Annotated in this window: 20 protein-coding genes and 1 pseudogene; 20 read left to right on the top strand and 1 reads right to left on the bottom strand. The window is 70.6% G+C overall.

The annotated features are described in order from the left end of the window. The first annotated feature begins 17 nt into the window (after positions 1-17). The 19 genes and pseudogenes from ACH41F_RS11820 to ACH41F_RS11730 all read left to right on the top strand — a co-directional run bounded on the left by ACH41F_RS11820 (position 18) and on the right by ACH41F_RS11730 (position 18,906). Positions 18-1,286, top strand: a complete 1,269-nt coding sequence (locus tag ACH41F_RS11820; protein ID WP_398834634.1) for an MFS transporter — start codon at positions 18-20, stop codon at positions 1,284-1,286. Positions 1,287-1,333: 47 nt separating this feature from the next. Continuing rightward, complete coding sequence (locus ACH41F_RS11815) at positions 1,334-1,831, top strand: hypothetical protein (protein ID WP_398834631.1); 498 nt, start codon at positions 1,334-1,336, stop codon at positions 1,829-1,831. 100 nt (positions 1,832-1,931) lie between these two features. Beyond that, complete coding sequence (locus ACH41F_RS11810; protein WP_398834628.1) at positions 1,932-2,357, top strand: hypothetical protein; 426 nt, start codon at positions 1,932-1,934, stop codon at positions 2,355-2,357. Continuing rightward, entirely contained in the window at positions 2,354-3,196 is an 843-nt protein-coding gene (locus tag ACH41F_RS11805) for a relaxase/mobilization nuclease (protein ID WP_398834625.1), read from the top strand. The genes ACH41F_RS11810 and ACH41F_RS11805 overlap by 4 nt, the downstream gene beginning before the upstream one ends. A gap of 13 nt (positions 3,197-3,209) precedes the next feature. Beyond that, on the top strand, positions 3,210-3,905 hold the full coding sequence (locus ACH41F_RS11800) for a hypothetical protein (RefSeq protein WP_398834622.1): 696 nt from the start codon (positions 3,210-3,212) through the stop codon (positions 3,903-3,905). A gap of 24 nt (positions 3,906-3,929) precedes the next feature. Beyond that, positions 3,930-4,697, top strand: coding sequence for a hypothetical protein (locus ACH41F_RS11795; protein ID WP_398834619.1), 768 nt, complete (start codon positions 3,930-3,932; stop codon positions 4,695-4,697). A 275-nt stretch (positions 4,698-4,972) separates the two neighbouring features. Next, positions 4,973-5,356: a hypothetical protein gene (locus ACH41F_RS11790; RefSeq protein ID WP_398834616.1), complete on the top strand. Its 384-nt coding sequence runs from the start codon at positions 4,973-4,975 to the stop codon at positions 5,354-5,356. After that, the gene (locus tag ACH41F_RS11785) at positions 5,353-6,156 is read left to right on the top strand and encodes a DUF317 domain-containing protein (protein WP_398834612.1); all 804 of its coding nucleotides are present in this window, start codon (positions 5,353-5,355) and stop codon (positions 6,154-6,156) included. The genes ACH41F_RS11790 and ACH41F_RS11785 overlap by 4 nt, the downstream gene beginning before the upstream one ends. A gap of 25 nt (positions 6,157-6,181) precedes the next feature. Continuing rightward, positions 6,182-6,538 (top strand): hypothetical protein, encoded by a 357-nt coding sequence (locus ACH41F_RS11780; protein WP_398834609.1) that lies wholly within the window; start codon positions 6,182-6,184, stop codon positions 6,536-6,538. Further along, positions 6,529-7,350: a DUF317 domain-containing protein gene (locus ACH41F_RS11775; RefSeq protein WP_398834606.1), complete on the top strand. Its 822-nt coding sequence runs from the start codon at positions 6,529-6,531 to the stop codon at positions 7,348-7,350. The genes ACH41F_RS11780 and ACH41F_RS11775 overlap by 10 nt, the downstream gene beginning before the upstream one ends. Before the next feature lie 169 nt (positions 7,351-7,519). Further along, complete coding sequence (locus tag ACH41F_RS11770) at positions 7,520-7,936, top strand: hypothetical protein (RefSeq protein ID WP_398834604.1); 417 nt, start codon at positions 7,520-7,522, stop codon at positions 7,934-7,936. A gap of 100 nt (positions 7,937-8,036) precedes the next feature. Continuing rightward, positions 8,037-9,830 (top strand): type IV secretory system conjugative DNA transfer family protein, encoded by a 1,794-nt coding sequence (locus ACH41F_RS11765; protein WP_398834601.1) that lies wholly within the window; start codon positions 8,037-8,039, stop codon positions 9,828-9,830. Then, positions 9,827-11,113, top strand: coding sequence for a DNA cytosine methyltransferase (locus ACH41F_RS11760; RefSeq protein ID WP_398834599.1), 1,287 nt, complete (start codon positions 9,827-9,829; stop codon positions 11,111-11,113). Before ACH41F_RS11765 ends, ACH41F_RS11760 begins: the two co-directional genes overlap by 4 nt. After that, positions 11,113-12,231, top strand: a complete 1,119-nt coding sequence (locus ACH41F_RS11755; protein ID WP_398834596.1) for a DnaB-like helicase N-terminal domain-containing protein — start codon at positions 11,113-11,115, stop codon at positions 12,229-12,231. The genes ACH41F_RS11760 and ACH41F_RS11755 overlap by 1 nt, the downstream gene beginning before the upstream one ends. 66 nt (positions 12,232-12,297) lie before the next feature. Continuing rightward, a pseudogene (locus ACH41F_RS11750) lies at positions 12,298-13,041 on the top strand (hypothetical protein); the annotation flags it as partial. 99 nt (positions 13,042-13,140) lie between these two features. After that, positions 13,141-14,634 (top strand): tyrosine-type recombinase/integrase, encoded by a 1,494-nt coding sequence (locus tag ACH41F_RS11745; RefSeq protein WP_398834593.1) that lies wholly within the window; start codon positions 13,141-13,143, stop codon positions 14,632-14,634. Beyond that, positions 14,631-16,373 (top strand): hypothetical protein, encoded by a 1,743-nt coding sequence (locus ACH41F_RS11740; protein ID WP_398834590.1) that lies wholly within the window; start codon positions 14,631-14,633, stop codon positions 16,371-16,373. Before ACH41F_RS11745 ends, ACH41F_RS11740 begins: the two co-directional genes overlap by 4 nt. After that, complete coding sequence (locus ACH41F_RS11735; RefSeq protein WP_398834587.1) at positions 16,370-18,469, top strand: integrase; 2,100 nt, start codon at positions 16,370-16,372, stop codon at positions 18,467-18,469. The genes ACH41F_RS11740 and ACH41F_RS11735 overlap by 4 nt, the downstream gene beginning before the upstream one ends. Next, positions 18,466-18,906 carry a hypothetical protein gene (locus ACH41F_RS11730; protein ID WP_398834584.1) on the top strand — a complete coding sequence of 147 codons (441 nt, stop codon included), beginning with the start codon at positions 18,466-18,468 and terminating at the stop codon, positions 18,904-18,906. Before ACH41F_RS11735 ends, ACH41F_RS11730 begins: the two co-directional genes overlap by 4 nt. A 53-nt stretch (positions 18,907-18,959) precedes the next feature. Here ACH41F_RS11730 and ACH41F_RS11725 read toward each other — a convergent pair whose 3' ends face one another. Beyond that, on the bottom strand, positions 18,960-19,373 hold the full coding sequence (locus ACH41F_RS11725) for a MerR family transcriptional regulator (RefSeq protein ID WP_398834581.1): 414 nt from the start codon (positions 19,371-19,373) through the stop codon (positions 18,960-18,962). Between the two features lie 411 nt (positions 19,374-19,784). Here ACH41F_RS11725 and ACH41F_RS11720 point away from each other — a divergent pair, with 411 nt between their 5' ends. Then, positions 19,785-21,287 (top strand): SulP family inorganic anion transporter, encoded by a 1,503-nt coding sequence (locus ACH41F_RS11720; protein ID WP_398834578.1) that lies wholly within the window; start codon positions 19,785-19,787, stop codon positions 21,285-21,287. Positions 21,288-21,349: the final 62 nt, after the last annotated feature.

Below are 21,349 nucleotides of genomic sequence, written 5' to 3'. Positions count from 1 at the left end.
ACCGAGAAAGCCCCCCGTTGTCCCTGACCGCACCCCCGGCCCCAGCACCGCGCATCACCTACGGCGCGGTGCTGGGCAGCCCGTACGTCGCCCGCCTCCTCGGCGGCACCCTCACCGGCCGACTCCCCTACGGCATGGCACCCGTCGCCATCCTCCTGTGGGCCACCGCGAACGGCAGCAGCATCGCCTTCGGCGGACTGCTCAGCGCCCTGTACGGGCTGTCGTCCGCGTTGGCCCAGCCGGTCAAGGGACGCCTCATGGACCGCCACGGCCAGAGCGCGGTGCACCTTCCGGCCGCCCTGCTCAACTCGGCCCTCCTGGTGGCCCTGCCCCTGGCCGGACCGTACGGCGGACCGGGCCTCGCCACGGCCATCGTCGTCGCCGGCGGTCTGACCACGCCGCCCCTGGAGGCCGGGCTGCGGGCGCTGTGGCCGAGCGTGCTGCCCGAGCCCCGGTTGCGGCACGCCGCGCTCGCCCTCGACACCGGCACGCAGGGCCTGCTGTACATCGTCGGCCCCCTACTCGTGGCCGCGCTCGCCTCCGCGTACAACCCCGCCGTCGCGCTCGCCGTCACCGCCGCCCTCGGCCTGGCCGGCACCGCCGCGGTCGCCCTCGCGCCGCCATCGTGGCGCTGGCGTCCCGAACGCTTCGAGGGCCAGGACGCTGTCCAGACACAGCAGTTGGCCACTCCCGCCGTGTTGCTGCTGTTCGTCTCCCTCACCGGCATCGGGTTCGCGATCGGAGCCATGAACGTGTGGTCCATCGCCATGGCCGAGCACCACCACCAGGACATGCTCTCGGGCATCATCCCTGCTGCGTTCTCCACCGGCAGCTTCCTCGGCGGCCTCATCTACGGAAGCCGCACCTGGTCGGGCACCACCACCAGGCGACTGATCATCGCCACAGCCGCGTTCCTGGCCGGGTGGCTCCCGCCCTTTGCCCTTCCCGGCCCGTACGCGGCCACCGCCGCGGTCACCGTGCCCGGTGCGTTCCTGACCATCGTCGTCGCCTGCGCCTATGTCACCACCGACGCCCTCACTCCAGCCGGCCGCACCAGCGAGGCGTACGCGTGGCTGATCCTCGCGATCGGCGCCGGGCAGTCCGCCGGCACCGCCCTCGCCGGACGCCTCGCCGAACAGCCTCTCGCCAGCGCTGCGCTCCCCGCCGCTGGCGCGGCCTTCGCTCTGGCCGTCCTTCTCGCCGCGCGCCGACGTCTCGGCCCCACTGGACAACGGCAGTGCGGCCGGCATCGCCGCCCGCTCCGAGGCCGGCACAAGACGCCCTGATCAGGGCGCAACACCCCTACTTTCCAACCCTTTGAGGAGATCCGTTTATGGCCGTCCGTACGCAGTGGACCGTGGAGCACGCCTGCTCCCACCAGGTGGTTCATGACCTGTCCAACCGCCCTGCCGACAAGCGGGCCGGATTCGCCCGCTGGCTCGCGGCGAAGGACTGCACCGACTGCTGGAAGGGGGCGCGCGACGCCGATACCGAGTCAAAGGAGGAGTGGCTCGCCGCCAAGCGCGCCGCCGAGCAGGAGGCGGCCGTTGCGTGGGCGAAGCAGTTCGACATGCCGCCATTGGAAGGCCCGGAGAAGGCCCTGGATTGGGGCGAGCGCTCCCGCCACCAGCTGATGACGGCCGCGCACACCGCGCTCGTCATGGAGGGGAGTTGGGACGAGGCGGACTGGGCGGAGCTGGAAGAGAAGGCTCGCACCATCACCCGCGCCGGGTGGTGGATCGACCAGCGCGACGCCGAGGGCACTGACCTGCTCGAACTCCTCGACGCAGCCACCGAGGCGGACCGCGGCACGGAGAACCCGTTCCGCTGATCGCGGCGGAACATAGCCGGGAAACGCCGGTTAGCCAAACCGGCGTTCCTCCGGACCATTGTTCCTCCCACCCCGCCACCGATTGCGTGGAAGGAACCGCGTGTCCCAGCCCCCGCCCACCTCGGCCTTCGCGCCGACGCCCGACCCGCTCACCCCCGACCGGGACATTACGCACCAGCACTTCCAGGCCGGTGACACCGTCGTCGTCCTCAAGGGGGTGGCCGGCGGTGAACTGTGGGGAGACGCGATGCGCGTCGTCGCCCCGTCCTGGCACACCCCGACCGACGAGGACGGATGGCGGCTGCGTGATGCGACCGGCGGCGCCCAGTCCTACGTCACCGGCCACCCCCGCTACCTCGTACACCTCTCGCGCCACTGCCCGGACTGCCTGATCTACCTGCGAGCCATGGAGGACGCACTCCTGCCGCGGTACGCCGACCGCAACGAGCTGATCGACTGCGGCTGGTACACCACCACCGCCCTCAACCATCTCGTGCACATCGCCGACATCCGGGGCGGCCGGTGATTCCCCGCCTACACGAGCGGACCCACACTCCGCACGACTCGCTCGCCGAGGCGCTGGGGCGGCCGGTCTCGCCTCACGAGGGCCTGACGGAATACACGATCGTCGCCCACTGGCCGGGCCTGGATTACTTCACCCTGGACGACGAGCAGAAGATCTGGACGTCCGTCCAGTGGGCCGAGCACCTCGAAGACCCGTATCTGGAGCATCCGTTCGCCGCCAGCCCGGACGACGACCGGCGGGCCATCCTCCACCTCGACGTCCGGTTTCACCCGGACGACCGGGAGCTGACCGGCCCCGAGTGGGCCGAAGTCGCCCACCGGCTCGCGCGGGCCGCCGGTATCGAGATTCCCGGCAAGGAGCACGGCTGCCGGTGGATTGCCGTTCAGGCACAGCCCGGACGCATCGATGTGATCGCCAACCTGATCCACCTCGACGGCTCGTGGCACGCTCCGCCCGCCGACATCCTGCGGCGCCTCTCGGACGAGGCGCGCCGCATCAAGCAGGACCTCCACCTGATCCCCGTCCGCACCGGCCCCTCACGGCCCGCCATCCGCCCGGCGCCCACGGCATCGACCCAGCTCGCGAGCGTCCTCACGCAGCTCGCCGACGAGCAGATCGGTCCGCTGGCCACGGTCCGCGGACTGGTCGAGCACACCGCGCACCGAATCGCCCGCCAGCCCGGCGCCGCTGGCATCGACACGGCGCACCGCTTGGAGCTGATCGCCCGGCGTCTCCACGCCATCCAGCAGGACCTGGACACCACCGCAGCCCACCTGGTCCAGCCCCGGGCTGCCACCGTGCCGCCCGCCGCCCGGCACACCGCCCACCGATCGCCGTAGGAGAAACGTCTCGTTGCCCCGTACCGACCGCTTCCTGGACATCCGCCGCGATCCGCACTCCGACGAACTCCTCGCCCGCGGCGGTGACTCCGAGGCGCACAGCGTCCTGCAGCGCGCGGGTTTCATCGCTGTCGTCCGCGTCCACGAGACCTACCACCGCGCCCCCACGGGCCTCACCGAGGACGACGAGTCCCGTCTCGCCACCGACGCCGTCGCCCGCCTCCGGGTCACCGGGTATCACGTCGACTGCGACGAGGACTTCAACACCGGCTCTCGTCCGGCCAGTTACCTGCCGCTGGGCTCTTCCGTCGCCCATATCGCCGACCGGATCCGCGAGGCCACCACCACGGAAGAGGCGGCCGATGCACTGATCGAGATGACCGCCGCCCACGACGGCATCCTCGCCGCGCTGGACGAAGTCCTCACCGCCACCGCCGACTTCCACGACGGGCTCGGCCAGGCGGCCGACCCCTACATCGCACGGCGGTTGCGCTACCTCGCCGACGAGCACCTTCGCGTCATCCGCACCGACCTCGTCGACACCCGCAACACGCTCGCCGACCGGCACGCACCCCACCCCGGCCGCAGCACCTGCGGCGGGGAGGTCCCCGCCATCGAACGCGAGCGCTCCGCCGTGTGCGCCTGCCCGCCCCCGCGGCGCACGCTACCGGCTCCGCCGCCCCCGGTGGCCGCCGGACTGCGTCGCTGACTCCCAACCTCGCCCAAGGACACCATGCACGACCACGACACCTCCGAGCGCCTTGCCTCGTACGCCGACGTCCTCGCCGGCGAACTCCCCGACAGCTGGTCCAGCTCCCACCTGCCGGCCGATGCCAAGGACGATCTTGCCGAACTCGCCGACCGCATCTGGGATCTGGACCTGGTCGCCGCCTCCCTCGCCGAGCACCCGCTCCAGCAGGCCGCCGTCCTGAGCCGCCCGGACGGCGCCCAACTCGTCGTCCTTAACAGGCATGACGAGCGCGACGGCTTCCTCATTGCCGCCGTCGCCCCTCGCGCCCTGCCCGACGAGGCGTACCGCGCCGTCCCCGAGCCCAACGGCATCGCCCTGGCGGACGACCCGTTCCTGGGCGCCGCGCAGGTCGCCGGCGACCTGCTCGCCCGCTACGACAGCGCGCTCGCCCAGGTCCGGCACAACTCCCTGGGCGGCATCCAGCCCTCCCAGCCGGACCGGCTCGTCCTGACCTGGCAGCCAGACGGCAGCGTCGCCACTGCACCCGTCGACGACCGCGCCAGCGCCGTCCTCGTGGCCAACGGCTTCGTCCGGGACCCGCAGAGCGGCATCTACCGCCTCAATGGCGACGACACCCAGACCCAGGCCCGCGTCATGCGCGAGATCGGCCCGCAGCTTGACGGGCTCGGCATCGGCACGGCTCTGCAGCACCCCGCAGGCCGGACCGCACCCACCTCCACCCCAGCTTCCATGCCGCCGGCCCCGGTCGGCACCCGCACGCGCCCCGCGCCGACCCGTCGCACCACGTAAGACGCCAAGGCGGTCCCGGCACCACGCCGGGGCCGCCCACCGCACCGCTCGATCCCCGGAGAAACCCGTAGCAGCCCGCACACCCCCACCGATCAGCAACCGGCTCAAACCCCGACTCGCGACAGCCCTGTTCCGCCGTTACCTGCGCGCTTGCATCCCGACCGGCCCCGACCGCGCCTCACCGCTGGCCGGCGCCCGCCCGGAGGCCGTCCTCGCCGAGACGCAGCGCGTCGGGCATCGCCACCACCACTGACCGTCCACCGACCCGGAGGAGCATGTCCCACCCCGCCCCCTACCCGGTGAGACTGGCCGACGAGATCACCCGCCAGCTCGGCCAGCTCGCCGATCACCTCTCCCAGCTCCCCCCGCCCCAGGCCGCCCAGGTCATCGCCCGCGTCCTCGACCCGGACGCCGGAGTCCTCGGCGGCGTCACCCACCTCGTCGCCACCGGCAGCGTGTTCGCCAAGGACCAGGCCGAGCGAGGTGCACTCCCCGCAGAGGTGTGGCTCGCGCTGGGCCGCGCCTCGAACGAACTGCACGACATCACCCTCGACCTGGACGAACACCAAGACACCCTGAAGCACGTCGGCACCCAGCCCGCCACCACTGCAGCGAAGCCCCCGGCCCCCGCACCGCTCGTCATCCGGCGGCGCCGATGAAGAAGAAGCAGTGGCAGGGCTGGGGGCCGGGCGAGCAGGCCGAGCAGCACTACCTCGTCCAGCCCCGTGCCCTGGCCGGCGGCGGCGACGTCCGGCACGTCTCGGAGTTCCTGCGCGCCTCGGGCTGGCGTGACAAGTCCAAGTCGGGCGGCCCTTTGTTCATGGAGAGCCCGGACCGCACCGTCCGTGTTGCCTACGACCCCTACGTCCTCCCCGGCGGGTGGACCATCCACGGCAAAGCGAAGGGCCCCAACGGCGAGTGGTCGGCGCACCTGGGTCGGCAGACCCCGGTGGAGATCGTCGCCGGCCTGACCGACGCCCTCACCCGTCCCCGCGAGGCCCACGCCCCCAACGTCTGGGCGCCGTTGCAGGAGCAGAACTGGCACACGCGTTTCGAGGGCGAGCACTACATGGCGACCAGCCCCGACGGCACCGCGTGGATGCAGTACCACCAGGGTGCCGACGGCTCGGCGATGTGGTGGACCGGAGCACAGGACAAGCAGGGCAACGGCTGGACGGCCAACTTCACGCCGAACACGCCGATGCACCTGGTGCAAGCCTTCACCACCGAACTCGCCGGCCCCGACCCCGTCATGCGCCTGCGCGAACGCGTTCCGCACAGCGCGCAGATCCGTACCTGGTCGGTCTCCGTCAAGCCCTCCCAGCTCAGTGCGTGGCAGCAGGCCCGGATCACGGCCGCCCGCGCCGCTACCTGGGCCCGCAACAGCGCCCGAAGTACCCGGCCGCGCACCAGCGCCCGTCCCTACACCCCGACCGGCAGCGCCCGGACCCGCCGCTGACCGCCGCCCCGTACCAAGGAGCCCGATGCCCGCACTCACCCCGGACACCATCCGCACCCTGACCGAAACGCTGTCGGACCTCACCGACTACCTGCGCGAGAACCCTGACCCCGTGGAAGCCCTCGCCCTCGTCGAGCCCCTTCTCGACGAGTACACGGGCCTGCCCGTACAGCTCGCCGATACCCTGCGTGCCCTCGCCCGTGCGCTGCAGGACCACCCCGACGTCCCACGCACCGCCCAGGGCGACCTTCTGATCACCGAGTTGCGCACGGCCGCGTGGGAGCAAGCCGACCAGCACACCCTCCACTACGTCGTGGACGACCTCCGCGACCTGTACGGCAGCGCCGTCGCGAGCGAGCCGGGGTGCTGCTGGTGCCGCTGAGCGAACGACAGCTCGCCGCTTTCGCCGACAAGCACGCCTGGCAGATCCCGTTCGTCACCAGTCCCCGCCATCTCGCCGGCCCCGGGGATGCCCGCCACGTCACCCACGGTCTGGCCGCCGCCGGATGGCGCGCCGTCTCCGACCCCCTGAGCGCCGAGATCGTCCTGCGCAGCCCTGACCTTCGCCACCGCCTCCAATTCGACCCGCAGTCCGCCACCTCCGCGTGGTGGCGGCTGCAGGCGGAGCCCACCGATACCGAGGCCGGCTGGTACGCCGAGTTCGGCGAACTCGTGCCCGCCGAGGTCCTCGCCGGCTTCACGGACGCTCTCATCGTCCCGCCGCCACAGCAGCCGGACCCGTGGCAGCCGGTGACCTCGGCGGGTTGGCACCGCGATTCAGACGGCACAGCGCGCTCGCCGGACTCCATGTGTCACATCGAACTGCGCCCGTTGAGCGAATTCCGCGACCGGCCGTCCTGGCACGTCGAAACCCGTGAGCCCGGCCACGGAGAGTTTTCCGGCCCGCGCATCTGGCACGCCTACTTCGACGAGCGCACCCCCGCCCACCTGGTCGGTTCGTTCCTCACCGCACTGGCCGACCGTAGCCCGCTCCAGCGCGGCATGTACGACCGCACCGGCCACTACAGCGCCGTGCAGGAGCCCAGCCCGCTGCGCCCACAGCAGGTGGTCGAGGCCCACGCCATGCGCCTCAAGTCGCTCCGCGCGCAAGCACGCTTCGCCCGCCGGCAGCAGACGAAACCCGCGACGACCCCGGCCAGCGTCGGCCCAGCCCACCCGGCCGCTCGCCGCTGAACCGACAGGACTCCACCCCATCTCCACCGACCACCACGCACACCGCGACTTCCTCCGCCACCTCGACGACTACCTGAGCGACAGCAAGAAGATCCTCGACGCCTGGGACGCCTACTCCGACGAGCACACCGACCTCGACGGCTGGCCCCACGACGACCACGCCTACGGCATGCGCGCGAGCCAGCGCGACGCCGACACCCTCACGGCGTTCGAGCCGCTCCGCTACGGCGCCCGTCACCTGCTGGCCACCGCCGAGACACAGCTGGCGCTGCTGCCGGAGAACACGGTGCAGAGCCGCTGGGTCTACCAGTTGGGCGTTCTGCACGCCGCCCTCGACCGGCTCGACGAACTGCACGAGCAGTGGCTCCAGACCCGAGACGCTCTCCCCACCGCCGACAAGCCCGGGACCCCCGACTTCGATGACGCCCTCGCCGAGCATCACGCCGAATCGTGGAGCTACCTCGACGACTGGGCCACCCACGGCAAGGCGCTCCGGGAGATCAACTCCGCCGCTCACAGAGCCCGTTCACCCCTGGCGCCCATACCGGCCCCCTCACGCGTCCAGCGATCTGCGGCACGGAAGTGAACATGCCCCCGCCGCCGAGCCCCATCCCCTCTCGGCAGCCGCCGACCAAGAACAACCGCCGCCGCTGATCCCCTCGTCCCCGCCCGGAAGCACGTAGCCCTTGCCCCCTTCCTCCTCCAACAGCAACACCGACGGGTACGACCTCGTCCTGCGCCTCCTCCTCGGCGTACTCGCCGTCGTCGTTCCCCTGTCCCACCTCGCCTGGCTGTCCGGCAACATCACCGCCTACCTCACCGGCGCCGCCTGGGCCCCCTACCAGCCGACCAACGCCCTGCTCCATCCCGAGCAGGTCTGGCCCGACGCAGGAGAAACGTCCCTGCTGATCGGTGCCCGCATCGTCCCCGTCGTCCTGCTCCTGGCCCTCGGGGTCGGAGCGGGCCTCCTGTGGACCCAGCACAAGAACCGAAGCGACGGCCGGAAGAAGAAGATCACCGACATGGCCAAGGCCCGGGACATCGAGCCGCTGATGGCCAAGGCGATCACCGACAAAGCCCGCTCCTTGCGCCCAAGCCTGAAAGACAGCAAGCGCATCGACGCGAAGGACACCGGCATCCTCCTCGGCAACCTGCAGGGCAGCCGCCACGAGGTACGGATGGGGTTCGAGGACGTCGCCGTCGCGATCATGGCGCCCCGGTCCGGCAAGACGACCTCGCTCGCCATCCCCTCCATGCTCAACGCGCCCGGCCCGGTCCTGCTGACATCGAACAAGGCCGCGGGAGACGCCTTCACCACTGCCTACGAGGCACGGGCGGAGGCGGGAGCGGTGTGGATCATGGATCCGCAGCAGATCGCCCACGCCGCACGCGAGATGTGGTGGAACCCTCTCGCCAGCGCGAGAACCCTGGACGGGGCGAACCGGCTCGCCGGGCACTTCCTCGCAGCCTCAGTGGACGCCTCGCAGCAGGGCGACTTCTGGTCGAAGGCCGGCAGCAACATCCTGTCCCAGTTGCTGCTGGCCGCGGCGCTCGACGAGCGGCCGATCACCGACATCATGCAGTGGCTGGCCTTCCCCGCCGACCGCACTCCGCTCGACATCCTCCGCGACCATGGCTTCGCCGCTGTCGCCGCCCAGCTCAAGGGAACCGTCGAGGGCCCCCCGGAGACGCGCGACGGCATCTACGAGACCGCCCGCCAGTACGCCGCCGCCCTGCTCAACGCCGAGATCGCCGCGTGGGTGACGCCGCAGAAGGACGTCGCCGAGTTCCGGCCTGCCGACTTCGTCACCTCCACCGACACGTTGTTCCTGTTGAGCAAGGACGGTGGCGGCGGGGCCTCGGCGCTGATCGCGGCGTGTGCGGACTCGGTGATGCGCGCCGCCACCGCCCAGGCCGAGCGCGCCGGGGGACGTCTCGACCCGCCGATGCTGGCGATCCTCGACGAGGCCGCCAACGTGTGCAAGATCAGCGACTTGCCGGACCTGTACTCCCACCTCGGCAGCCGCGGCATCATCCCCATCACGATCCTCCAGAGCTACCGCCAGGGCCAGAAAGTCTGGGGGGATGCGGGCATGGACGCCATGTGGTCTGCCTCCACCGTGAAGGTGATCGGGTCCGGTATCGACGACCCCGACTTCGCGGACAAGCTGTCCCGGCTGATCGGCGACCACGACGTGGAGACCACATCCACCTCGCACTCGGAGTCCGGCAAGTCGACCTCGGTCAGCATGCGGCAGGAGCGGATCCTGCCCGCCGACGCGATCCGCGCCCTCCCCAAGGGCACCGCACTCTGCTTCGCCACCGGCATGAGGGCCGCGATGCTCGACCTCCGGCCCTGGTACCTGGAGCCCGGAGCCGAGGCGCTGTCCGCAGCGTCCGCCCGCGCCTCGAAGGCGATCACCGCCCGCGCCGTGGCGAAGCACGCGCCGACGCAGTCCGACTTCGGGCTGGCCACGTGATACTCGACCTCTTCGCGGGGCCGGGCGGCTGGAGCAGAGCACTACATGTCCTCGGCGTCCGCGACATCGGTCTGGAATGGGACGAGTGGGCATGCAAAACCCGTGTTGCTGCTGGGCAGTTGACGGTCCGTACCGACGTGGCGATGTATCCGACGTGGCCCTTCATCGGCCGCACGCGCGGGCTGATCGCGTCCCCTCCGTGCCAGGCGTGGAGCATGGCCGGCAAACGCCTCGGCCTGGTGGACCAGCCGCTGGTGCACGCGGCGGTCGAGGACCTTGCCGTCGGACGTGACACCCGCGAGCGCCTCCTCGCCGCGTGCCGCGACGAGCGCTCCCTGCTCGCAGCCGAGCCCATGCGCTACCTGCACGCCCTGAACACGGTCGGCGAGCCCGACTGGGTCGCCATGGAGGAGGTGCCGGACGTCCTGCCCCTGTGGAAGCAGTACGCGGCCGTCCTACGCGGATGGGGATTCTCCGTCTGGTACGGGATCGTCAACGCCGCCGACTTCGGCGTTCCACAGACCAGGAGGCGGGCGATCCTCCTCGCCTCCCGGGTCCGAACGGCACAGCCTCCCCCACCGACGCACTCCCGAGTCGCCGAGCCGGAATCACTGTTCGGGCCGGGCCGCGCCCGCTGGGTCAGCATGGCCGAGGCACTCGGGTGGGGGGCAACCGACCGGCCCGTTCCCACCGTCTGTGCCGGCGGCGGGCCCGGCGGTGGACCCGAACCGTTCCCGTCGGGCTCCCGCAAGACACTCTCCGACGCCCGGGAGCGCGGCACCTGGATGCCCCGGCCGGACGACGTTGTCCTGCAGTCCCGCCGCGAAGGAGCTGGCTGGAAGGCCCGGCATGGCAAACGCGAGAACCGGGCCGTCGACGCTCCGGCTCCGACGTTCACCGCCGAGGCGCACCGCTGGTCCTGGTCCCTGCGCAGCAACAACCAGGCCAACGCCACTGTCCGGCCGCTGTCCGAGCCGGCAGGCACGCTGTTCTTCGGTCACCGGGCGAACGAGTGCACCTGGGTCGCTGAACCGGCCTCGGCTCCGCCCAGGGACACGGACGAGAAGGACACGGACGCGTCCGCGGTGCCGGAGCCGATCCGGATCACCGCCCGCGAGGCTGGTCTCCTGCAGACCTTCCCCGCCGACTACCCCTGGGCCGGCAACAAGGGCCAGCAGTTCTCGCAGATCGGCAACGCCGTACCCCCGCTGCTCGCCGGCCACCTCCTCGCCCCGCACCTCGGCGTCACCCTCGATCCCGACGACTTCACCCTCGCCGCCTGATGCCCCACGGCCCCGAACCCGACGAAGACGACCTCGACGCCATCGCACCGCCGCAGCCGGTGTTCCACGTCGAGCAGGCCCTCCTCGGCGCCCTCCTCCTCGAACCGCACCGTCTCAGCGACGTGACCGGCATCGCCGCCGACTCCTTCTCCACTGCCGCCCACGCCGCCCTGTTCGCCGCGATCAGCACCCTGCCGCCTCCCGACCCCACCGAACACGCTAAGAACACCAAATGGCTCGACCAAGTGCTCGCCTCGGGACGTGGGCAGGCGCGCGGACTGACCGCCTCGTACCTCCACACCCTCGTCCAGGTCTGCCCCTGGCCGCGCCACACACCGGCCTACGCGCGGATGGTCGAGGCAGAACACGCCCGCCGCCGCCTGCAGAGGGCCGCCGAACTCCTCGTCCAGACCGTCCACGATGCCTCCCTCCCGCACCCCGTCCAGACGGTGCTCGCCGAGGCCGACGCACTCGCCGCGGTCGTGGACGACATCGCGAGCCGCTTCCCTCCGCGCGCCGGCGTCCTGCCCCGCACCCCGGCACCGCCGCCAGCCATCGCGCCCGACCAAACCGAGGCGGTCGAGGAGGAGCAGCTGCTGCTCGCGACCGCCACCGCCCACCCCGCCGACATCGACTCCGTCCGGTGGCTGCTCCCCGACGACCTCACTCTGCCGCTGCACGCCGGTCTGTGGCAGTGCCTGACCACCCTTGCCCGTCGCGGCGAGCCCGTCGACCCCGTCACCGTCTTGTGGGAGGCCCAGCAGCGCGGTGTGCTGGACGACGGAAGCAACCCGGGCGAAGTGCTCCGCCTGCTGGCCGAACCGGCTGGTTCCGTAGAGCACTGGGGTGAGCGCGCCCTGCAGCGTTCCCTCCTGGCCACCGCCGACCACACCGGCCGGCGCATCGAGGCGTACGCCGGAGACCCGGCGAACACCCCGTTCCAACTCGTCGTCGGTGCCCGGCGATCCCTCGCCGACATCGGCGCCGCTCGTACCCGCTGGCAGCACGCCACCGGAATGGTCCCGCCGCAGCGACGGCGCCCGGCGCCCACCACCCGCGCCGGCCCGCCGACCACCACGGCCGCGCACACCGCCGGCACCGCGCGAGCAACCCGATAACACCCGGAATACGCCGGTGGCCGGACCCGAAAGTCCGGCCACCGGCAGAAGAGACGACACCCCAACGTGACTCCCCCCATCGACGCCCACGTCCACCTCGATATCCACCCCACTCACCCGAGCGCCGTGACGGCCGTCGTGACCGGCACCCAGGCCCGCATCGCTCTCATGGGTCTGGAGGCAGCCGACTGGACCGTCGTCGCCGAGAACGTCCTGATCCTGGTCCGCATCGACCACGAGGAGCCCTACTGGGCCGAGGACGCAGCCAAGCAGCTGTCCGCCGAAGGCATCACCGTCGAGATCACCCCTCGGTTCCGCGAGGCCATGGACGAGGAATGGACCTGGGCCAACTACCCGATGCCCTGGTGCACCCGCAGCGAAATCCGCGAGGTCTCAGCCGAGGCCCAGAAGATCCACGACGACATCCGCCACGGCCAGCTGCTCATCCACGCCCACGCCCACGACGGCCATACAACCGTCGCGGTCGGCACCTACCTCCACCGCAACGGCAAGTCCGTTTACCTCCACGGCGAGGACCACCTGCGCCAGGTCGCCGACACCTTCGACTCACCCGCCCAGGCCCTGCTCGCCTTCGAGAAGGTCCACGGCGCCGACATGTGCCCCGGCGCGGCGCCCCTGACCGACACCGAACGCGCCGCCGCCGAGGCCCGCGCCACCTTCGACCTCACCGCAGCCAAGCCCGCATCATCCGGCGCGGAGCCGGAGGTGGTTCCGGCCTATCTGGCCGATGCCGGCGACCACGACGCCCTGCTCGACTCCTTCCTGGATGCACACGGCGATTGGGAGAAGTAGCGCACCTTCCCTGTTGAATCAGCGTGTTGAAGCTGATGCAACAGGGGTGGTTCTGTGCCAGGTTGGCGTACGTACTGGGTATCCAAGACCCGGGTGGTGACTGATCGAATACCGATCCTGGCGGGCTGGGAGGACCTGGCAGACCGTGAGGAGTGGTCTGGGATCCACCCCGGTGATCCGATTCTGCTGTCGCCGGACTACCGGGTCGACGACGTCCTGAGTCTGTACTTGTGCCGCTCGTCGTTCTCCCGTCTCGAGCACGAGACGAAGCGGAACTACACCGGCGACTACTGCGTGTTCTTCAACTTCCTGTGGGGCCGTGGCAAGAACTGGAACGAGGCAACCGCGGATGACCTGTGGGATTTCGAGGACTGGCGAACCAGGTCACCGCGCAACCCCCGCAAGGTCGGTGGCGCCCGGTGGAACCGCGGTCTGGCCGCCCTGAGCAGGCTCTACGGGTGGGCTGTCGACCGTGGGTACATGTTGGTGAACCCGGTCGTGATGCGTTCGGTGATCGGCCGAAACGGCGAGGTCGTGTCGGTACCGGCTGCTCGTGCGAAGCACGCGAGGGCCAGCAACGTCCGCTGGTTGACGCCCCGGGCTTTCCGGCTGTGGATGGACGTCGGATTGCGTGGGCACAGAGCCGACGGCAGGCCGGATCCCAGGTGGGTGGGGCGCCTTGAGGATCGCAATGCCGCCTATGCGGGCCTGCTGCTGTCGTCGGGGATGCGGCTGACCGAGGCGGCGTCGCTGTTGACGTTCGAGGTTCCCCGCACGCGGCTGGAGGGGAGCCGATACTCCGGCGGTCGGCTGGCCCGGGCAGTGACGAAGACGAAGAAGGCCCGTACGTACTACGCCTCCGCCGTGGTGCTGGGCGAGGTTGAGGGCTACGTGGAGTCCTCGCGGGCGGACGTGGTACGCCGTGCTCAGGTCCGGGGCCGCTACGACCGGCTGTCCGAGTGGCGGCTGGTGACGCACCAGAGCGGGCGGCTGCGGCGGATGCTGCACTGGCACGACCGGGACGGTGTCGTCGGCCAGACACCGCTGAGCGAGGCCACCGTCGCGGAGCGGATGAGGTACTTCACCGAAGGGCCGGAGGGGCCCGAGCCGTTGTGGCTGTGGCTGAACGAGTCCGGGTTGCCGTTTCGTCCGGCGTCGTGGGAGAACGTCTTCCGCACGGCTTCCCAGCGGTGCGAGACAGTGCTGACGGATGTCATGGCCGAGCCGCCGTTCGCGACCCCGCACATGGCCCGGCACAGCTTCGCGCTCTACATGCTCGTGGTCCTCAACCACCTGATGGACCAGCGGATGGGGCTGACCGCCGAGGAGCGGCGCGACTTCCGGCTGCTCTACGGCGATCCCTGGCGGATGGTGCAGGATCTGCTCGGCCACGCCGAGCTGGAGACCACACGGCAGATCTATCTCGCCCCGGTCGCGGATCTTCAGCTGCGCTCGCTGCTGGCCGAGCCTGTCGCGGATGTGACCGTCGCTGCCGGGCTGACGCAGGAGAGGATGACCGCGTTGTTCGCGCGGATCGCACGCGAGAGCGAGGGCATCCAGGATCTCGACGAGCGGATGGAGGTCACGTGAGCCGGCGGGGACGCTCGGCCGCGCTGCCCGATGCGCCGCACCACCGCCCCCTCGTCCGCGAGCAGAGCGGCCTCATTGTCCGCCACCGCGGCGCGAAGGGCTCGGTGGCCGACTACGACTTCGCCCTGCTCCCGCTGGCGCCACCGATGCAGCACGCCTGGGCTGCACTGTTCGCCGCCAGATGCGCGCCTGGCGCCGGCTGGGATTCGCTGACTTCGAGCCGCGCGACGTGGAAGGAACTGCGGACCTTCGCCGGGTTCCTCGCCGCCCAGGACCATCCGCCCAAGGACATCGCTGGGCTGACGGTGGCGCTCTGGAACACCTGGCGGATCAGCCGCCCGCGGAGCGTGTCGGGCCGCAATCAGATCCTGAGGATTGCCGCATTCCTGCGGCAAGACGCACATCTGTCTGAGCCGGTCCGTGAGGCCATGGCCAAGCGTGTCCCTCGGGTGGAAAAGGCGGAGACGGCGTTCACGCCGGAGGAGTTCCGGCAGCTCCGCCTTGCCGCACAGCGGATGTTCCGCGCCGCTTGGCTGCGCATTGGTGAGAACACGGAGCTGCTGCACCGGTGGCGGGCCGGCGCCGTGGAGCCCGACTCGCGCCAGTGGCTCATCGGCGAGGCCCTGGACTGCCTGGCTCGAACGGGGGACGTCCCTCAGTACGTGGGGTCCGGCGGAGGTCGACGCAGGGTGATCTCGCGCTACGTGTTCGCTCTGGGCGGCGACAACGCCGCAGCGACGTGGGAACGGCTCTTTCTGAACCGCATGGAGGCGGTCGCTCCGGCCGTGCTGCTGGTGACCGATCACGGGCTGAACGCCACCACCGTGTCCGAGTTGCCCGTTCCTCGCGCGACCCCTGACTCGGGCGAGGGCGGATTCCCCGTCTATCGGATAGAGCTGGAAAAGCGCCGCCGCGGTTCGGGCCAGCACTTCGAGACCAGGAACATCACCGACTTCGGCGCCGACTCGCCTGGACGGCTGATCACGAAGGCTCTGGAGGCGACGGCCCACGCCCGCACGCTGGTGGCCGAACAGGCTCCCGATCTGGACCGGCTGCTCCTCTGGCGTACCAACAGGCCCTACCAGGGGAAGCGGGATGACGAACTCCGGGTCGGCGTGATCGGCGTCGGTCTGCACCACACCGCCCCCTACGTCTGGGGACAGCTGGTCGGGCTGTCCGGTTCGCCGATGCGGCGTCTACGCAAGACGGTCAACGTCCTGCACCGGCGTGAGCCCGGGCAGAACACCCAGGACACCCACGACAGCGTCTACGTGCTGTCCGAGCCGCAGGCCCAGCAGGCCGCCGCCGATGTGATCGCCGACGGCATCACCGACGCCCTCGACCATGCTCACCGCACCTTGCGGGCCCGGCTTAGTGACGCGGCCGAGCCCGGTGATCTGGAAACGGTGACCGCGGCCTGCACCGACTACCACCACAGTCCTTTCACGGGCAGGGGCTCCGGCTGCCGGGCCTCGTTCCTGCTCTGCACCGCCTGCCCGAACGCCCGTGTCACTCCGGCCCACCATCCCCGGCTCGCCCATCTCCACCAGGGCATCGAAGGTCTGCGGGCCGTCCTGGACCCGGCCATCTGGTCTGCCGACTGGGGCGATGCCCAGGCCCGCCTGGAGGACCTGAAGAACCGGCTCAATCCGCACGTCTGGCGAGAGGCCCTCTCCCGCGTCACCGCCGCCGACCGCGAGGCCACCGAGCAGCTCCTGAACGGACACTACGACCTGTGACCCTGCCCCTCGCCCTTCCTCTTCTGCCGTCCCCGGAGACGGCGAGCATCCAGCCCGATCGGGTCGTCGCCGAGTACGCCGGACCCGTCGCCCGCTACGACGAGCCGGTCTGGCCGCTGGACCCGCTGATCGCCAACCCCAGCGCGGAAACCCGTCGCATCTACTGGGCCACGTTTCCCCAGGCCATGGAGGCAGAGCTTCGGCTCCTCACCCACCGCATGATCAACACGGAGCTTCCAGAGAAGTTCCTGATCGGCCGGCACCCCTCCTGGCGGACCCGCCAAAGCGCCGGCTCCATCTACGGGACCAGCCGCATGTGGGCCAACTTCGCACACTGGCTGACCGCTCGGTCCATACCGACGCTCGCATCCTGCACCCCGGATCTGTTCCGCGAGTACAGCGCCCAACTGGTCCGTGAACACGGCCTGACCCGCAACAGCGTCCAGCACTACCTCATCGCCCTGGTCCGGCTCTGGGTCTTCGACGCAGCCAGCCCTCGCCCGATCGGGATCTGTGAGCCGCCCTGGAGTCATGAGGGCATCGACGACTACCTGCCAGCGGAAACCGGCGGCGGGGAGAACGGCACCGAACCCATCAGTCCCGCCACCATGGGCCCGCTGCTGATCTGGGCCCTTCGCACGGTCGAGGACTTCGCCCCCGACATCCTCTCCGCCTGGGCGGAGAACCGCCGCCTGCACATCCGTGCCCAGCACGCCAGGGCCACGGCCAGGACCCGGGCCGCCCTGGACGCCTACCTGAACGACCTCGCTGCCCGCGGGGCTCCGCTGCCCGCAATCCAGTACCCCCACCGGGTGGTCGCCGCCGGCACCTACATCGCCGGGCTCACCGGAGCCCCGCCTACCCAGGTCAATCACCGGATCCGGTTGCCGCACTGGAGTCGGTACCGGGACCTGCATCCCGGACCCTGCCCGCTGTCGATACCGATCTGGGGCCGCATCGACGGCCGCCCCTGGGCCGAGGCGATCGACTTCGCCGAAGCCGCCGGCCTGATGCGTCACCTCGGCACCGCCTGCTTCATCGTCCTGTCCTACCTCACAGGCCAGCGTCCCGGAGAGGCCCTCGGACTGCGTACGGGCTGCTGCCCCGACCCGGGAGACGGGCGCCCGCTGATCTACGGACACGTCTTCAAGACCGCCCGCGACGAGGACGGCAACCATCTCTCCCGCGGCCAGATGCGCGATGTTCCCTGGGTCGCTATCCCGCCGGCCAGGCGTGCCATCCAGGTCCTCGAACGGATGGTGCCCGCCGACAGTCTCCTCTTCGGCGCGACCGCCCACGACTTCCCCAAGCACCGCACCTACCCGGGAGCGCTGAACCGGCCCACCATGAACCGGCGGATCGAGGACTTCATCACCTGGGCATCCGCTCTGGCCGTCCGATCCGGCCGCCCCCTTGAAGTGATCCCCCAAGACCCGCACGGCGCCGTCGGCACCGAGCGGTTCCGCCGAACCCTGGCCTGGCACATCGCGCGGCGGCCCGGCGGGCTCGTCGCCCTGGCCATTCAGTACGGCCACATGCGCACCGCCGTGAGCGCCGGCTATGCCGCGCGAAGCCGCGACGGCATCCACGACCTCCTCGACGTCGAGACCGCCCGCGCCACGGCCGACACACTCGCCGCCCTTCACGACGATCTCGCCGCGGGCGTCGGGGTGTCAGGGCCGGCCGCACGGCGGGCAATCCATGCTGCCGCCCAGGCTCCGACGTTCGTCGGCTCGATCCGCAGCGCGCGCCAGGCCAAGGCCATCCTGCGCAACCCCAGCCTGGCCGTCCACGACAACCCGCACGCCTTCCTGATGTGCGTCTACAACCGTGACAAAGCCCTCTGCCACCGCGTCGGCACCAGGGACACACCCACCTTGGACCGCTGCGTTCCCGCCTGCGCGAACATCGCACGCACCGACCAGCACGCCGCCCAGCTCAGCGCTCAGGCCGAGGACCTGGAGAAACAGGCAGCCTCCGAGCTGGTCCCGACTCCGCTCGCCGACCGCCTTCGCCAGCGCGCCGAAAGCCTGCGCAACCTCGCAGACCAGCACCACCGCAACCGCGCCGCCGACCTGGAGGAGACCACAGCATGACCCCGGCCCACGACGAACGCGACCGCATCCGGGCCGCCATGGACCGCATCCTCGCCGGGACGCCAGAGCAGTCGAACGGGGCGCTCACCGTCGTCGCCCTGGCCACGGAAGCCGGTGTGCCCCGCAACGCCCTCACCCAGCGGCACCTCGATCTGAAGAACGAGTTCTACGACAAAGTCCGCGCTCGAGGAGGCACCCCCGACCGGGAGTTGCGGCTCCGCAAGCAAGTCGTCAAGCTCAAGGAGCTTCGAGCGGCGGACGCGGAGGAGATCAAGCAGCTACGTGCCGATGTCGAAGCCCTGGTCGCAGCGCTCCATGTGTCAGAGAGGGAGAACCGTCAGCTTCGCGAGCAACGGGTCTCGCCCGACGCCGTCCTGCGTGTCCTGCCCATGCAGCCTCGGCTCGCGGACAGAGCGCCGGGAAGCCCCATAGCCTGAGATCGGCCAAACTCGGCTCGGATAGACCGCAATACACACTCAGTCAGACCAGGTCAGGACCGGACGACAGGGGCGGCCTGCTCCAGGCGGCTGCGGAGGGTGGCCGCGAAGTCCTCCGCGCGGGACAGCTGGACGCGCAGCTTCTCCACCTGCTCCGTCGCTGCCTGCTCGTACTCACGCACGCGGTCCAGCAGGCTCTCCCGCTCGACGGCGTCGAGGTCGCTGTCGGCGTCGAGGCGGTCGGTGGCGTCGAGGAGGTCGCGCATCTGGTCGAGGGTGAAACCGAGGGGCTTCATGCGGCGGATGACCATGAGCCGCTGTACGTCGGTCTCGGTGTAGAGGCGGAAGCCGCCCTGGGAACGGGCGGAGGGGGCGACCAGGCCGGTCTCCTCGTAGTGCCGGATGGTGCGCAGGGACAGCTCCGTCCGCGCGGCGACTTCGCCGATCTGCATGTGCTTGTCGTCCACGCCCGTGGTCCTGGCCCTTCTCGTCGTGGCGGGCCGCGTCCCGTGCGGCCCCACCGATCTCTACTCTAACGTTAGGGTAGAGTTGCTGATGACGAGGGCGGCCCGCGCTGCCCCGCCACTGCCGTACCGGGGCCGACGGTGCCCCCGGCGAAGATCCGATTCTTGCAGGAGAGAGCGTGCGCGAGCCCATGACGCCCATCGCCGCCGCCTGCCCGCCGTGACGCTTCGCTCTCTGAGGTGAGCCGTTCGGCCACGCCGTTCGCGGTGGCCTCCGGCTCCTTCCTTCTTCGACTTCCGGCTCGCCTCTCGCGGGCCGTCCGCGGGGTGCCGGCCCGGCCCTTCCGCGTCCTCCCGCACACCCCCGGCCTGCCCAGAGCGGGGTGTGCCCGAGCACGACAGGTTCCCTCTCTCTTGTCTTCTTCCGTTGTGTCCCCCGCCGCGCGGCTGCGCGGCCTGCGTCCGGACTGGCTGAACAACCCGAAGGTCTGGCGGACCGAGGTCCTGGCCGGCCTGGTGGTCGCGCTCGCGCTGATCCCGGAGGCGATCTCGTTCTCGATCATCGCCGGGGTCGACCCGGCGATCGGCCTGTTCGCCTCGTTCACCATGGCCGTGGTCATCTCGATCGTCGGCGGACGCCGCGCGATGATCTCCGCCGCCACCGGCGCCATCGCCCTCGTGATCGCGCCGCTGAACCGTGAGCACGGCCTGGGCTACCTGATCGCCGCCGTCATCCTCGCCGGCGTCATCCAGGTCGCCCTCGGCGCGCTGGGTGTGGCGAAGCTGATGCGGTTCGTACCGCGCTCGGTGATGGTCGGTTTCGTCAACGCCCTCGCGATCCTGATCTTCATGGCCCAGGTCCCCGAGATGCACGACGTCCCGTGGGCCGTGTATCCGCTGATCGCCGCCGGGCTGGCGCTGATGGTGTTCTTCCCGAAGGTCACCACCGTGATCCCGGCCCCCCTGGTCTCCATCATCATCCTCACCGTGATCACGGTCGCCGCCGGGATCGCGGTGCCGACCGTGGGCGACAAGGGCGCCCTGCCGTCCTCGCTGCCGGTCCCGGGCCTGCCGGACGTGCCGTTCACCATGGACACCCTGACCACCATCGCCCCGTACGCCTTCGCGATGGCGCTGGTCGGCCTGATGGAGTCCCTGATGACCGCCAAGCTCGTCGACGACATCACCGACACCCACTCCTCCAAGACCCGCGAGTCCATCGGCCAGGGCATCGCCAACATCGTCACCGGCTTCTTCGGCGGCATGGGCGGCTGCGCGATGATCGGCCAGACGATGATCAACGTGAAGGTGTCCGGCGCCCGCACCCGCCTGTCCACGTTCCTCGCGGGCGTGTTCCTGATGGTGCTGTGCATCGTCTTCGGGCCGGTCGTCTCCGACATCCCGATGGCGGCCCTGGTCGCCGTGATGGTGATGGTGTCGTTCGCGACCTTCGACTGGCACTCCATCGCCCCCAAGACCCTCAAGCGGATGCCGGCCGGGGAGATCGCCGTCATGGCCATCACCGTGATCTGCGTGGTCGCCACCGACAACCTCGCCATCGGCGTCGTCGTCGGCTCCGTCACCGCGATGGTCATCTTCGCCAAACGCGTCGCCCACCTCGCCAACGTCACCGCCGTCACCGACCCCGACGGCACCACCGTGGTCTACTCCGTGACCGGCGAGCTGTTCTTCGCCTCATCCAACGACCTCGTCGGCCAGTTCGACTACGCGGGCGACCCGAAGAAGGTCGTCATCGACCTGTCCGCCGCACACATCTGGGACGCCTCCTCAGTGGCCGCCCTGGACGCCATCGAGACCAAGTACACCCAGCGCGGCAAGACCGTGGAGATCATCGGCCTCAACGACCCCAGCGCCGACCTCCACGGCAAACTCACCGGCGAACTCACCAGCCACTGACCCCCAGCCCCGCCAAACACGAAGGACCCCGGCCGTCACCGGGGTCCTTCGTCGTTCTTACG

It is taken from the genome of Streptomyces sp. NPDC020489 (assembly GCF_044386545.1).
Lineage (GTDB): Bacteria > Actinomycetota > Actinomycetes > Streptomycetales > Streptomycetaceae > Streptomyces.
This window is presented reverse-complemented; position numbering and strand designations above follow the sequence as displayed.